At 58.8% G+C, this 14112-nt stretch carries 13 protein-coding genes; 9 read left to right on the forward strand and 4 right to left on the reverse strand.

Annotated elements, in window-relative coordinates:
• Window positions 1–178 precede the first annotated feature (178 nt).
• From rnc to acpS, 5 genes are all read left to right on the forward strand, one after another.
• Window positions 179–859, forward strand: a complete 681-nt coding sequence (rnc, locus tag SOM48_RS03790; protein ID WP_076768826.1) for a ribonuclease III — start codon at window positions 179–181, stop codon at window positions 857–859.
• Entirely contained in the window at window positions 856–1767 is a 912-nt protein-coding gene (gene era, locus SOM48_RS03795) for a GTPase Era (RefSeq protein WP_054804444.1), read from the forward strand. Before rnc ends, era begins: the two co-directional genes overlap by 4 nt.
• Before the next feature lie 10 nt (window positions 1768–1777).
• Window positions 1778–2485 carry a DNA repair protein RecO gene (gene recO / locus SOM48_RS03800; RefSeq protein ID WP_023481189.1) on the forward strand — a complete coding sequence of 236 codons (708 nt, stop codon included), beginning with the start codon at window positions 1778–1780 and terminating at the stop codon, window positions 2483–2485.
• 65 nt (window positions 2486–2550) lie between these two features.
• A complete protein-coding gene (pdxJ, locus tag SOM48_RS03805; protein WP_023481260.1) occupies window positions 2551–3282 on the forward strand; it encodes a pyridoxine 5'-phosphate synthase in 732 nt (243 codons plus the stop codon).
• Window positions 3282–3662, forward strand: a complete 381-nt coding sequence (gene acpS, locus SOM48_RS03810; RefSeq protein ID WP_054804448.1) for a holo-ACP synthase — start codon at window positions 3282–3284, stop codon at window positions 3660–3662. Before pdxJ ends, acpS begins: the two co-directional genes overlap by 1 nt.
• On the opposite strand, the gene SOM48_RS03815 is transcribed toward acpS, so the two are convergent.
• From SOM48_RS03815 to SOM48_RS03825, 3 genes are all read right to left on the reverse strand, one after another.
• Window positions 3659–3919 carry a YfhL family 4Fe-4S dicluster ferredoxin gene (locus tag SOM48_RS03815; protein ID WP_320511468.1) on the reverse strand — a complete coding sequence of 87 codons (261 nt, stop codon included), beginning with the start codon at window positions 3917–3919 and terminating at the stop codon, window positions 3659–3661. The two genes, acpS and SOM48_RS03815, sit on opposite strands and share 4 nt — an antisense overlap.
• 56 nt (window positions 3920–3975) lie before the next feature.
• Entirely contained in the window at window positions 3976–4824 is an 849-nt protein-coding gene (locus tag SOM48_RS03820) for a MurR/RpiR family transcriptional regulator (RefSeq protein WP_023481181.1), read from the reverse strand.
• Between the two features lie 135 nt (window positions 4825–4959).
• Complete coding sequence (locus SOM48_RS03825) at window positions 4960–6216, reverse strand: MFS transporter (protein WP_320511469.1); 1257 nt, start codon at window positions 6214–6216, stop codon at window positions 4960–4962.
• 166 nt (window positions 6217–6382) lie between these two features.
• Between SOM48_RS03825 and yfhb the strand changes: the two genes are divergently transcribed.
• Complete coding sequence (gene yfhb, locus SOM48_RS03830; protein WP_034813854.1) at window positions 6383–7018, forward strand: phosphatidylglycerophosphatase C; 636 nt, start codon at window positions 6383–6385, stop codon at window positions 7016–7018.
• A 60-nt stretch (window positions 7019–7078) separates the two neighbouring features.
• Complete coding sequence (gene tadA / locus SOM48_RS03835; protein WP_128482342.1) at window positions 7079–7573, forward strand: tRNA adenosine(34) deaminase TadA; 495 nt, start codon at window positions 7079–7081, stop codon at window positions 7571–7573.
• A 353-nt stretch (window positions 7574–7926) separates the two neighbouring features.
• Here tadA and mltF read toward each other — a convergent pair whose 3' ends face one another.
• A complete protein-coding gene (gene mltF / locus SOM48_RS03840; RefSeq protein WP_320511471.1) occupies window positions 7927–9477 on the reverse strand; it encodes a membrane-bound lytic murein transglycosylase MltF in 1551 nt (516 codons plus the stop codon).
• Window positions 9478–9805: 328 nt separating this feature from the next.
• Between mltF and purL the strand changes: the two genes are divergently transcribed.
• Together purL and SOM48_RS03850 are read left to right on the forward strand one after the other, a co-directional pair.
• On the forward strand, window positions 9806–13636 hold the full coding sequence (gene purL, locus SOM48_RS03845; RefSeq protein ID WP_414672788.1) for a phosphoribosylformylglycinamidine synthase: 3831 nt from the start codon (window positions 9806–9808) through the stop codon (window positions 13634–13636).
• Between the two features lie 69 nt (window positions 13637–13705).
• Window positions 13706–13915, forward strand: a complete 210-nt coding sequence (locus SOM48_RS03850; protein ID WP_320511473.1) for a hypothetical protein — start codon at window positions 13706–13708, stop codon at window positions 13913–13915.
• Window positions 13916–14112 lie beyond the last annotated feature (197 nt).

A 14112-nucleotide genomic window follows, 5' to 3' on the forward strand; every position in this document is an offset into this window, starting at 1 on the left:
CCCGAATTATTTCCAGGATTATTCCCTTCTTACTAACGACATCCCTCCTCGTTGCGTATAGAATATTCCCCCGAAGTTTAAGGCTGGCCCTCCGGGTGCCACAGCACACGAAACCGCGTTGGTTCTTCAGGTCGGTTTCGTGTGCTGCATTGTTGACGCATTTATTTATTGGTAACGCATGAACCCCATCGTAATTAATCGGCTTCAGCGGAAGCTGGGCTACACTTTTCAACATCACGATCTGTTGCAGCAGGCTTTAACTCACCGCAGCGCCAGTAGCAAACATAACGAGCGTCTCGAATTTCTCGGCGACTCGATTTTAAGTTTTGTGATCGCCAATGCCCTCTATCACCGTTTTCCACGCGTGGATGAAGGGGATATGAGCCGCATGCGCGCGACGCTGGTACGCGGCAATACGCTGGCGGAAATCGCCCGCGAATTTGAGCTGGGCGAGTGCCTGCGCCTCGGGCCGGGTGAGTTGAAAAGCGGCGGCTTTCGCCGTGAATCGATTTTAGCGGATACCGTAGAGGCATTGATCGGCGGCGTGTTCCTGGATAGCGACATCCAGACCGTTGAGCAATTGATCCTCAGCTGGTATCAGACGCGCCTCGACGAAATCAGTCCTGGCGATAAACAAAAAGATCCGAAAACGCGCCTGCAGGAGTTCTTGCAGGGTCGCCATCTGCCGCTGCCCTCCTATCTGGTGGTGCAGGTGCGTGGCGAAGCGCACGATCAGGAATTTACTATCCACTGCCAGGTCAGCGGCCTGAGCGAACCGGTGGTTGGCACGGGTTCCAGCCGTCGCAAGGCGGAGCAGGCTGCCGCCGAACAGGCGCTGAAAAAACTGGAGTTGGAATGAGCACTGAAACTGAAAACACCTACTGCGGATTTATCGCCATCGTTGGACGTCCCAACGTCGGCAAATCCACACTGCTGAATAAGCTGCTCGGGCAGAAGATCTCGATCACCTCCCGTAAAGCGCAAACCACGCGCCACCGTATCGTCGGCATCCATACCGAAGGGGCTTATCAGGCGGTCTACGTCGATACCCCGGGTCTGCATATGGAAGAGAAGCGCGCCATCAACCGTCTGATGAACAAAGCGGCCAGCAGTTCTATCGGCGACGTTGAGCTGGTGATCTTCGTCGTTGAAGGCACCCGCTGGACGGCGGATGACGAAATGGTGTTGAACAAGCTGCGTGATGCCCGTGCACCGGTGATCCTTGCGGTGAACAAAGTCGACAACGTGCAGGAGAAGGCGGATCTGCTGCCGCACCTGCAGTTCCTGGCAAGCCAGATGAACTTCCTCGACATCGTGCCGCTCTCTGCGGAAACCGGCATGAACGTTGATACCATCGCCAGCGTCGTGCGCAAGCATCTGCCAGAAGCGATTCACCACTTCCCGGAAGATTACGTCACTGACCGCTCGCAGCGCTTTATGGCCTCTGAAATCATCCGCGAAAAGCTGATGCGTTTCCTTGGCGCAGAGCTGCCGTACTCGGTCACCGTAGAGATCGAGCGCTTTATTACCAATGAGCGCGGCGGGTATGACATCAACGGCCTGATCCTCGTTGAGCGCGAAGGGCAGAAGAAGATGGTGATTGGCAACAAAGGCGCCAAAATCAAAACCATCGGCATCGAAGCCCGTAAAGATATGGAAGAGATGTTTGAAGCCAAAGTTCACCTTGAACTGTGGGTCAAAGTGAAATCGGGCTGGGCCGATGACGAGCGCGCGCTGCGCAGTCTCGGTTATGTCGACGATCTCTGAGTAACACCGGATGGAGGGATGGCAGCGTGCCTTCGTTCTTCATAGCCGTCCCTGGAGCGAAACCAGCTTAATGCTGGACGTCTTCACGGAAGAGTCCGGTCGTGTGCGCCTGGTTGCTAAAGGCGCACGCTCCAAACGTTCCAACCTCAAAGGCGCTTTGCAGCCCTTTACCCCTCTGCTGGTGCGCTTTGGCGGGCGCGGTGAAGTCAAAACCCTGCGCAGTGCCGAAGCGGTCTCGCTGGCGCTGCCGTTAAGCGGCATCACCCTCTACAGCGGTCTCTACGTCAATGAACTCATCTCCCGCGTGCTGGAGCATGAAACGCGGTTCTCCGAACTCTTTTTTGATTATCTGCACTGTATCCAGGCGCTGGCCGGCGTAAGTGGTTCGCCGGAGCCGGTGCTGCGCCGCTTTGAGCTGGCGCTGCTTGGCCATCTCGGTTACGGCGTCGATTTTCTGCACTGTGCGGGCAGCGGCGAGGCGGTGGAAGATGGCATGACCTATCGCTACCGCGAAGAGAAGGGCTTTATCGCCAGCGTCGTGGTCGACAACACCACCTTCACCGGGCGACACTTACGCGCGCTCTCCGAGCGGGAGTTTCCGGACAGCGACACGTTGCGTGCCGCAAAGCGCTTTACCCGCATCGCCCTGAAGCCGTATCTTGGAGGCAAGCCGCTCAAAAGCCGGGAGTTATTTCGGCAGTTTGTGCCTAAGCGCTAGCGGCAGGATCACAGACCAGGCGGGGCGAAGACCGCGCCGGAAATTTTGCGAAACTGAGGATTGTCATGGCTGAATTACTGTTGGGCGTAAACATCGATCACATTGCCACTCTGCGCAACGCGCGCGGCACCGCTTACCCGGATCCGGTGCAGGCGGCGTTTATCGCCGAGCAGGCAGGTGCCGATGGTATTACCGTCCATCTGCGTGAAGATCGTCGCCATATTACCGACAGAGATGTGCGTATTCTGCGCCAGACGCTGCACACGCGCATGAACCTTGAAATGGCTGTTACCGACGAGATGCTGGCGATTGCCTGCGAAACGAAGCCGCACTTCTGCTGTCTGGTGCCGGAAAAGCGCCAGGAAGTGACCACTGAAGGCGGGCTGGATGTGGCCGGTCAGCGCGACAAAATGCGCGATGCCTGCCAGCGCCTGGCACAAGCGGGTATTCTGGTGTCGCTGTTTATCGATGCCGATAACGCGCAGATCCAGGCCGCGGCGGAAGTGGGCGCACCCTATATTGAAATCCACACCGGCTGTTACGCTGATGCTGAAAACGAGGCCGCGCAGGCGAAAGAGCTGGAGCGCATCGCCAACGCCGCGACCTATGCCGCCAGCCTCGGGCTGAAAGTAAATGCTGGTCACGGCCTGACTTACCACAACGTTAAAGCGATCGCCGCGCTGCCAGAGATGCACGAGCTGAATATTGGGCACGCAATTATTGGCCGTGCGGTGATGAGTGGTCTGAAAGAGGCGGTGGCGGAGATGAAACGTTTGATGCTGGAAGCGCGCGCATAATGGCTATCTTAGGACTGGGCACCGATATCGTTGAGATCGCACGCATTGAAGCGGTGGTCGCCCGCAGCGGCGATCGGCTGGCGAAGCGCGTGCTCAGCCCTAATGAGTGGGCGCTCTACGAGGCGCACCAGCAGCCGGTGCGCTTTCTCGCCAAACGCTTTGCGGTGAAAGAGGCGGCGGCAAAGGCGCTCGGCACCGGCATTCGCAACGGCCTCGCATTCAATCAATTCGAAGTGTTCAATGATGAGCTTGGGAAACCGAGCCTGCGCCTGTGGGGTGAAGCTGAGCAGCTGGCAGAGCGGATGGGCGTGCGTTCTGTGCACGTCACGCTGGCGGATGAACGCCACTACGCTTGTGCGACGGTGATTATCGAGAGTTAGATTTTGTCAGAGTGATGCAGTAGCACGAATTTATCCCACAGCTGCTCTTCGCTCTCTTGATGTGCCGGATCTTTCAGGATGGTATTGGGGATCGGGCACACTTTCTGGCAGGTCGGCGTATCGTAATGGCCCGCGCACTCGGTGCAGCGGTCGCTGTTAATCTCATAAATGCTCTCGCCGAGCGAAATCGCCTCATTCGGGCACTCCGGCTCGCACATATCGCAGTTGATGCATTTTTTGGTAATTAACAGCGCCATCAGGAAATTCTCAGAAACAACACAAACAGGGCGGGCATTATACGATGATTGCCTGCTCAAACCAGTTTTTTTACCAGCTCCTCGCTGTGGCGAATACGCTCCGGGGCATGCTCAAGATCCTGCTGAACAAGCGCCATAAAGAGCAGATCCGTCAGCATCATCTGGGCACTGGTGGAGGAGATGGCCGCGCTGCGCGTTGCCTGCTCTTCCGCAATGGTGTAGAGCGAATGGGTCGCGCGCTGCTGTAATGCATTGGGGGTAAAACCGGTGATCGCGAGGATCTTTGCTCCCACGCGTAACGCTTCGTCAGCCGCCAGATTGATCTCACGCCGTTCGCCCGAGTAGGAGACCGGCAGCAGCAGATCGCCCGGCTCCAGCGCCTGCACCGCCGCCAGCAGCGCGTGCATATCCTGTTCGACAATGGCGTTCAGGCCAATCTTCATCAGTTTCCAGCCAAAATTGCGCGCCACCAGGCCCGACGCGCCGATACCGGTCAGCACAATGCGCCGCGATTCGCGCAGCAGGCGCACGCTCTCCAGCAGCTTCTCTTCGCTGTTCACATCCAGCGAGGCGTGCATCGCGCTCTGGTACTCTTTAATCAGCTTCTCGCCGACCACGCGCAGGGCGTCATCGCCGCGAATTTTATTATGCACCGGTACAGAGTAGGGGTTGGGGTTGCTGGCCAGCGCTTCGCTGATCGCCAGCTTCATTGCCGGGAAGCCTTTGAACTCCATCTTCTGCGCGAATTTCACCACGCTCGACTGGCTGACACCCGCTTCCGCCGCCAGCTGCTGCGAGCTTAAATGGCGGGCGCGATCGGGGTTTTCGAGCAGAAATTCCGCCAGCTTTTTATCACTCTGCGCAAGGCCGGGATAGCGCTGGCGAATGCGGATCAAACAGTTCATACGATCTCCGGGGTGTTCACGTAACTCACTGCCTGGTGTATTACGCGGATGAATTAACTATTCCATCCATGGGCGGTGATTATGAATTAAAAATTCTGGCAGCACAAAGTTTCTCCGTGCGGGGTTTGATAGCGATCAACTGGAGAGGCCAGAGCCACTCGCTTTCACCTGTGGCGCGCTCTCAAGACGGCGGATTGCGGGCACCAGACCCGCGCCAATACAGGCGAGGATCACCCCCAGCGCCGAGGTGGTTAACACCGTTTCGCTGCCAAAATGCATCGCCAGCGGCCCGGCTGCCAGTTCGCCCACCGGAATGGCAATAAACGATCCCATCGCATCCCAGGCGTAGACCCGCGCCAGCTTCTCCGCCGGGATGTGCGTTTGCAGCGACTGCGCCCACGCCACGCCGAAAAGGCCGAAGACGATCCCGGCGCAAAAGAATGCCGCCATCAGCCAGTGTGCCGGTGCCGCCTGGCCGAGCAGCCAGGTAGGCACGGCGCAGAACGCCATCAGCACCACGCCGATAAAGAGATCGCGTTTAGGCCGCCAGCGCAGCGCCAGGAACGAGCCGACAATCAGACCTATACTCTGCGCGGCGATAATCAGCCCCCACTGGGTTCGCCCAAAAGCGCTGTCGGCAATCACCGGGCCGAGCACCATCACAATTCCGCTGAAAGCGGCGTTAATCAGGGTGAACTGCACCACCACCGACCAGACCCAGGGACGGCTGGCGAACTCTTTCCAGCCGTCGCGCAGATCCTGCAGGATATTGCTGGTAGCCTCTGCTGCCTTAATGGTACCGACGCGAATCGCGTAATAGAGCGGTGCCGAGGCGGCAAAGCCGAGCGCATCAATGGCCAGCCCCCAGCCGGGGCCGACCGCACTGGTCAGGATCCCGCCGAGCGAGGCACCGATGACCGTCCCGCTGTAAATCCCAAGCTGCAGCAGTGCGTTCGCTTCGCGCCGCAGGTGAACGGGCACGGTTTGCGGTACCAGCGCCGAGGAGGCGGGAAGGGCAATGCCCGCCGCCGCGCCATTCAGCGTGCCAAGCAGGGCGAGCAACATGACGCTGGCTGAGCCATCAAGCACCAGCCAGGCGACCGCCCCCTGTGAGAGGGCGGCGACAAGAGAGGAGAGCACCATCACGCGGCTACGGGAGTAGCGATCCGCCAGCACGCCGCCAATCAATAAAAACGCGACGTTAAACAGCGAGCGTGCCGCCACTACAAGGCCAAGATCGGCCGCCGAGCCGCCAATATCAAGCACCGCGAAAGCCAGCGCGATCGGCGCGATACCGTTGCCCAGCACGGTAAGCAGGCGGGCGGAAAAGAGGTAGCGAAAGGCTGGGATCTGTAAGGCGCGTCGCGGCGTTGTGCGGGGTGCTGGAGTCATTGTCACCTGTATTAAGTAGGGGAGAAAACGTGTGGCGCGTATTATTGCAGGTATTGATAACAGGCTGTTACCGGAAAAGTGAGGATCTATCTGTTAGGCTAGTTGTAGTGTAATCGCCAAACGGAGCGTCCCGGCGATGGAGCGTTAACCCACAGAGGAATATCTTTTGGCTACCAGTGAACGCCGCGTTGTATTTTTTGACCTTGATGGAACATTACATCAGCAGGATATGTTCGGCACCTTTTTGCGGTATCTGCTGCGACATCATCCGCTCAATGCGCTGCTTGTGCTGCCGCTGTTACCGGTGATTGGTGCCGGGCTGCTGATAAAGGGCCGCGCCGCGCGCTGGCCGATGAGCCTGCTGTTATGGGGCTGCACCTTTGGTCACAGCGAGCGCCATCTCAACGCCCTGCAGCAGAAATTCGCCGACTGGTTTCGCGGGCACGTCACGGCCTTTCCGGTGGTGCAGACGCGGTTAACCAACTATCTGGCCGCCTCGGATGCGGATATCTGGCTCATCACCGGCTCGCCGCAGTCGCTGGTTGAGCAGGTCTATTTCGACACGCCCTGGCTGCCGCGCGTCAATGTCATCGCCAGCCAGATGACCCGCGGCTACGGCGGTTGGGTGCTGACTCTGCGCTGCCTCGGGCATGAGAAAGTCGCGCAATTAGAGCGCAAAATCGGTACGCCGCTGCGTCTCTACAGCGGCTACAGCGACAGTAAACAGGACAACCCGTTGCTCTACTTCTGCCAGCACCGCTGGCGCGTTACGCGCCGTGGCGAACTGCAACAGCTTGAGTAGTGTCGAACGTATTAGGGGTGTGTATAATGCGCCCCGCCTGAATTACTGGAGTTTATACCTTTGTCCAATCCCGAACTGACTCACGAACACTGGATGCGTTATGCGCTGACGCTGGCGAAGCGCGCCTGGGAAGAGGGCGAAGTGCCCGTGGGCGCGGTGCTGGTGCATAACAACCAGGTGATTGGCGAAGGGTGGAACCGCCCAATTGGCCGTCACGATCCCACCGCGCACGCGGAGATTATGGCGCTGCGCCAGGGCGGGCTGGTGCTGCAAAACTACCGGCTGATCGACACCACGCTCTATGTCACGCTGGAGCCCTGCGTGATGTGCGCGGGCGCAATGGTACATAGCCGCATCGGGCAACTGGTGTTTGGCGCGCGGGATGCGAAAACCGGCGCGGCAGGGTCATTGATGGATGTGCTTCACCATCCGGGGATGAATCACCGGATCGAGTTTACCGAAGGCGTGCTGCGCGATGAGTGCGCCGCGATGTTAAGCGATTTCTTCCGCCAGCGTCGGCTGGAGAAGAAAGCCCTGAAAACCGGCAACGCCTGATCAGCTCTTGGGGGCGATTGCCTCTGTAGGCCGGATAAGCGCAGCGCCATCCGGCGGGCAGTGCCTGATGGCGGCTCCGCCTTATCAGGCCTACAGAAGTGGTTACAGTTGCTCGGGGTTTTGTAGGCCGGATAAGCGCAGCGCCATCCGGCGGGCAGTGCCTGATGGCGGCTCCGCCTTATCAGGCCTACAGAAGTGGTTACAGTTGGTCGGGGTTTTGTAGGCCGGATAAGCGCAGCGCCATCCGGCGGGCAGTGCCTGATGGCGGCTCCGCCTTATCAGGCCTACAGGAGCGGTTACAGTGGGTCGGGATTTTGTAGGCCGGATAAGCGCAGCGCCATCCGGCAACTTAATCAGCGGTTAACCTTCAGTTGCAGCGTATCCTGCGGTAAAACCGAATGGTGGCCAAACGCCTCGTCGACGGTCAGCGCGCTGAAGGGCAACACGCCATAGGTCGGCTGATCAAGCTCGGCGCTCGACACCGCCGGGTAGCTCTGCGCCAGCTTGAGCGTTGTGGCGAGCTCTTTCTCTTTCTCCAGCAGATACCCCACCAGGCTAATCTCATATTTGCGGATATTTTCCACGTAGGCATACGCCTGATACCCGCGGGCATAGCCGTAGCGTAATTTGCTGTAGTAGGCCTTCTGGCTTAACAGCGGCAGGCGTTGTTTTACGTCGGCCCAGCTATCCGGATTGCCTTTGGTCTTCACCGTCAGCGCGCGGGCATCAAGCATATGCGCATAACCCATGTTGTAGGCCGCCAGCGCATACCAGATCTTCTCATCCTGCGGCACGCTATCCGGCACTTTGCTCATCATATCCTGCAAGTAGCGCGCGCCGCCGCTGATGCTCTGCTCGGCATCGGTTCTGTCGCTGAGCCCCAGGCTCTGCGCCGTATTGCGGGTCAACATCATCAACCCGCGCACGCCCGTCGGCGAGGTGGCCTGCGTGTCCCAATGGGACTCCTGATAGGAAATTGCCGCTAACAGCTTCCAGTCGATCTGCTGCGCATACTTCTCAAACAGCGGCTGTAACTCTGGCAGCACGCTATCAACGGCGCGTAAAAAGGCGCGGGTATCAACATAATCAAAGCCATCGCCATGCCCGAGATACTTCTCTTCGAGCCTCGCGAGGATCCCCTCGCCATTAATGGTGTTGAAGAAGTCGAGCATCGCCGCCGAGAGCGTATTGTCGTCGTCGCGCTTGCTAAACCAGGTGACGGGTTGTTCATCAGAGATATCGAGCGCCACCGCCAGCTCCGGGTGAACGCGCTGGAAGAGGCTGATCGCCACCGAATCGGCGACGGTATAACTCAGTTTGCCGTCGACCACTTGCTGAAGCAGGGAGGTAGTGCCGAGTTTTTCATCCACCTTCCAGCTGAGATTGGGGTACTTCTTCTCTTTTATCTCGCGCAGATCGTCCAGCGCGACATGACCGGGGGCAATGGTCAACTGGCTCTCATTCACTTCCGCCAGCGTACGCGGGCGATAGCTGCCGACGCGATAGACAAGTTGTTGAGAAACGGAGTAGTAGACTGGCCCGGTCTGGTAGCTTTTGACGCGCTCATTGTTATAGACCAGCCCGGCGGCGAGCATATCGGCGTTGTCGTGATCGAGGTCGTCAAACAGCTGGCTGATGTTCTGGCGTACGGTGATTTTAAGTTTCACGCCGAGGTAGTCGGCAAACTGTTGCGCCAGTTCGTAATCGAGGCCGTAATTTTTGCCGTTGATAGAGGTGTAAGTAAGCGGCGTCGAAATGGTACTGACGCGCAGCTCCCCGCGCGCCTGGATAGCCGCGATGCGGTTATCGGCTTTGCCAAACCAGGGGACTGATGGCCACAGCGCCGCTGCCAGCAGCAGGGTGACAATGCCGATGAGCAGATAATTAATCTGAAATCTTTTCAAGGAGTTAATTCTCTGCGCCGTACTTTGCCTCAAAAGGTTTTCGCAATCACAGCAAGGGGATTGCTGCTGATTTAGCGGCATTCTGCGTAACTAAACGGCAGTTGGCAACAAATTACAGCATTCGGCCACAGCTATTGCTAAAAATCGCCGCCGTTTTTTATTTCCACGCAAACGGTTTCGTCGGGCGTCAGGATTCTCTATAATGACGCCCGTTTTCCCTGGTGCACACTTTAAGCGTCCCCGACGCTTCGTAATCGAAGACGAGAGACTTATGATGGAAATTCTGCGTGGTTCGCCTGCCCTGTCCGCATTCCGTATTAACAAACTGCTGGCGCGGTTTCAGGCCACCAACCTGCCGGTGAGCAATATTTATGCCGAATATACTCACTTTGCCGACCTCAACGCGGCGCTCACCGAAGAAGAGTACGCCCGGCTCCAGCGCCTGCTGAAATATGGCCCAAGCCTTAGCAGCCACACCCCAACCGGAAAATTACTGCTCGTCACTCCTCGTCCCGGCACCATCTCTCCCTGGTCATCCAAAGCTACCGACATCGCCCACAACTGCGGTCTGGAAAAGATCAACCGCCTTGAGCGCGGCGTGGCGTACTACGTTGAAGCCGCCAGCCTGACCGACGCCCAGTGGCAAGAGGTGGCTGCGCAGCTGCATGACCGCATGATGGAGAGCGTATTTAACGCTGAAGCGGACGCCGCGCGCCTGTTTGAACACCACCAGCCCGCGCCGGTACAGAGCGTGGATCTGCTGGGCGAAGGCCGTCAGGCGCTGATCGATGCCAACCTGCGTCTCGGGCTGGCGCTGGCGGAAGATGAGATCGATTACCTGCACGACGCCTTTACGCGCCTGGGGCGCAACCCGAACGATATCGAACTCTATATGTTCGCCCAGGCGAACTCGGAGCACTGCCGTCACAAAATCTTCAACGCCGACTGGGTGATTGACGGGCAGCCGCAGCCGAAGTCGCTGTTCAAAATGATTAAAAACACCTTCGAGAAAACGCCGGACTTTGTGCTCTCTGCCTACAAAGATAACGCGGCAGTGATGGAAGGTTCCGCGGTTGGTCGTTTTTATGCCGATCGCGCTGAAGGTCGCTACGATTTCCACCAGGAGCCGACCCATATTTTGATGAAGGTGGAGACGCACAACCACCCGACCGCTATTTCACCATGGCCGGGCGCGGCAACCGGCTCCGGCGGTGAGATCCGCGATGAGGGCGCGACCGGGCGCGGCGCGAAGCCGAAAGCGGGCCTTGTCGGCTTTTCCGTCTCCAACCTGCGTATTCCCGGCTTCGAGCAGCCGTGGGAAGAGGATTTCGGCAAGCCGGAGCGCATCGTTACCGCGCTCGATATCATGACCGACGGCCCGCTGGGCGGCGCGGCATTCAACAACGAATTTGGCCGTCCGGCGCTGAATGGCTACTTCCGTACCTATGAAGAGAAGGTCAACAGCCACAACGGCGAAGAGCTGCGCGGCTACCACAAGCCGATCATGCTGGCAGGCGGGATCGGCAACATCCGTGAAGATCATGTGCAGAAGGGCGAGATCGTGGTTGGCGCCAAGCTGATCGTACTCGGCGGCCCGGCGATGAATATCGGCCTGGGCGGCGGCGCGGCCTCGTCAATGGCATCCGGTCAGTCCGATGCCGATCTCGACTTCGCCTCGGTGCAGCGCGATAACCCGGAGATGGAGCGTCGTTGCCAGGAGGTGATTGACCGCTGCTGGCAGCTGGGCGAAGCCAACCCGATCCTCTTTATTCACGATGTCGGCGCGGGCGGTCTCTCAAACGCCATGCCGGAGCTGGTGAGCGATGGCGGTCGCGGCGGCCGCTTTGAGCTGCGCGATATTCTGAGCGACGAACCGGGCATGAGCCCGCTGGAGATCTGGTGTAACGAATCCCAGGAGCGCTATGTGCTGGCGGTGGCGGCGGATCAGCTGCCGCTGTTCGACGAACTCTGCCGCCGCGAGCGCGCACCCTACGCGGTGATTGGCGACGCGACCGAAGAGCAGCACTTAACGCTGAACGACAGCCACTTCGACAACCAGCCAATCGATATGCCGCTGGATGTGCTACTTGGCAAGACGCCGAAGATGACGCGCGATGTGGCGACGCGCCAGGCGACCGGCGACAGCTTCAACACTCACGGTATTACCGTGGCTGACGCGGTAAACCGCGTGCTGCACCTGCCGACCGTGGCGGAGAAAACTTTTCTTGTCACCATCGGCGACCGTACGGTCACCGGCATGGTGGCGCGCGATCAGATGGTCGGCCCGTGGCAGATCCCGGTTGCCAACTGCGCGGTGACCACCGCCAGCCTGGACAGCTACTACGGTGAAGCGATGGCGCTCGGTGAACGCGCTCCGGTGGCGCTGCTCGACTTTGCCGCCTCGGCGCGGCTGGCGGTCGGCGAAGCGCTGACCAACATCGCGGCGACGCACATCGGCGATATCAAACGTATCAAACTCTCCGCCAACTGGATGGCCGCGGCTGGTCACCCGGGTGAAGACGCCGGTCTCTATGCGGCGGTGAAAGCGGTGGGCGAAGAGCTGTGTCCGGCGCTCGGTCTGACCATTCCGGTGGGTAAAGACTCGATGTCGATGAAGACCCGCTGGCAGGAGGGGAGCGAGCAGCGCGAAATGACGTCGCCGCTGTCGCTGGTGATCACCGCCTTTGCCCGCGTTGAAGATGTGCGCCACACCGTGACGCCGCAGCTTTCAACCGACGACAATGCCCTGCTGTTAATCGATCTCGGCAAGGGCAGCAACGCCCTTGGCGCAACGGCGCTGGCGCAGGTCTACCGCCAGCTGGGCGACAAACCTGCGGATGTGCGTAACGTCGAACAGCTGAAAGGCTTCTATGACGCGATTCAGGCGCTGGTGGCAGAGAGAAAACTGCTGGCCTACCACGACCGCTCCGACGGCGGCCTGCTGGTGACGCTGGCAGAGATGGCCTTTACCGGCCACTGCGGCGTGAATGTCGATATCGCCGCGCTGGGCAACGATCGTCTGGCGGCGCTGTTTAATGAAGAGCTGGGCGCGGTGATTCAGGTGCGCGCAGCCGACCGCGAGGCGGTTGAGAGCGTGCTGGCGGCCTACGGTTTAAGCGATGTTGTGCACTATCTTGGCCGTGCGGTCGAAGGCGATCGCTTTGTGATTGAAGCGGACGGGCAGCCGGTGTTCAGTGAAAGCCGCACCACGCTGCGTATGTGGTGGGCGGAAACCACCTGGCAGATGCAGCGCCTGCGCGATAACCCGGAGTGCGCGGATCAGGAGCACGAGGCGAAAGCCAACGACAACGATCCGGGCCTCAACGTCAAACTGACGTTTGATATCAATGACGATATCGCGGCACCGTTTATTGCCACCGGCGCGCGGCCGAAAGTGGCCGTGCTGCGTGAGCAGGGCGTTAACTCCCACGTTGAGATGGCGGCGGCGTTCCACCGCGCCGGGTTTGACGCAGTTGATGTCCACATGAGCGATCTGCTGGCCGGGCGCAGCGGGCTGGAGAATGTCCACGCGCTGGTCGCCTGCGGCGGCTTCTCTTATGGCGACGTGCTGGGCGCGGGCGAAGGCTGGGCGAAATCGATCCTCTTTAATGAGCGCGTACGCGACGAGTTCGAAACCTTCTTCCACCGTCCGCAAACCCTGGCGCTGGGTGTCTGTAACGGCTGCCAGATGATGTCGAACCTGCGTGAGTTGATTCCGGGCAGCGAACTGTGGCCGCGCTTTGTGCGTAACCACTCCGATCGCTTCGAGGCGCGTTTCAGCCTGGTGGAAGTGATGCAGAGCCCATCGCTGCTGCTCAATGGCATGGTCGGTTCGCATATGCCTATCGCCGTATCGCACGGTGAAGGGCGTGTCGAAGTGCGTGATGCTGCCCATCTGGCACAGCTTGAAAGCAAAGGGCTGGTGGCGCTGCGCTATGTCGACAACAGCGGCAGCGTGACCGAGCGCTACCCGGCAAACCCGAACGGCTCGCCGAACGGTATCACCGCGGTGACCAGCGAAAGCGGGCGCGTCACCATTATGATGCCGCACCCGGAGCGTGTTTTCCGTACCGTTGCCAACTCCTGGCACCCGGAAAACTGGGGCGAAGACAGCCCGTGGATGCGTATCTTCCGCAACGCGCGCAAGCAGCTCGGCTAAGCTCGTAAAGCAGTAAAACAGGCCCTCTTCCTTAACCGGGAAGGGGGCTTTTTTGATCAGGCGCTAAAAGTGTCGGCTTTTCCCGACATCAGAGGATTATCACTGTCTCTAAAAGGAGACATTTATCTGTTTGATTTTAATGGTGATAATTTATGGGCTGATGGAGTGTTGCTAAATAGCGACAGAGCGATGAAATGTTGCGCACTTCACAAAAGCCGAAATAATAATAAATATGATGATAATCAATGGATTAAAATAATGCGTGGCAACCTGGCATAATACGTGCATAATTATAGCCAGTGGCTCATTCACCCTCTTATGTCAGCCCCTTCGGGACGCGCTACATAAACCTTCGAATGACGCACTTAAAGGTGCCTGCCGTCCACCTGCTGATAATTGCGTAGCTTTATCAGACCTCGGGCGAAACGTCGAGTTAGGCACCGCCTAATTACATAACAAAGCCGGGCTTTTGCCCG

Source organism: Kosakonia sp. CFBP8986, from assembly GCF_034044935.1.
Taxonomy (GTDB): Bacteria; Pseudomonadota; Gammaproteobacteria; order Enterobacterales; family Enterobacteriaceae; genus Kosakonia; species Kosakonia cowanii.

Excerpts from the sequence above, each read along its gene's own strand:
- rnc (WP_076768826.1), top strand. The coding sequence starts at position 179 with ATGAACCCCATCGTAATTAATCGGCTTCAGCGGAAGCTGGGCTACACT.
- era (WP_054804444.1), top strand. The coding sequence starts at position 856 with ATGAGCACTGAAACTGAAAACACCTACTGCGGATTTATCGCCATCGTT.
- SOM48_RS03815 (WP_320511468.1), bottom strand. The coding sequence starts at position 3,919 with ATGGCGCTGTTAATTACCAAAAAATGCATCAACTGCGATATGTGCGAG.
- recO (WP_023481189.1), top strand. The coding sequence starts at position 1,778 with ATGGAGGGATGGCAGCGTGCCTTCGTTCTTCATAGCCGTCCCTGGAGC.
- SOM48_RS03825 (WP_320511469.1), bottom strand. The coding sequence starts at position 6,216 with ATGACTCCAGCACCCCGCACAACGCCGCGACGCGCCTTACAGATCCCA.
- acpS (WP_054804448.1), top strand. The coding sequence starts at position 3,282 with ATGGCTATCTTAGGACTGGGCACCGATATCGTTGAGATCGCACGCATT.
- pdxJ (WP_023481260.1), top strand. The coding sequence starts at position 2,551 with ATGGCTGAATTACTGTTGGGCGTAAACATCGATCACATTGCCACTCTG.
- SOM48_RS03820 (WP_023481181.1), bottom strand. The coding sequence starts at position 4,824 with ATGAACTGTTTGATCCGCATTCGCCAGCGCTATCCCGGCCTTGCGCAG.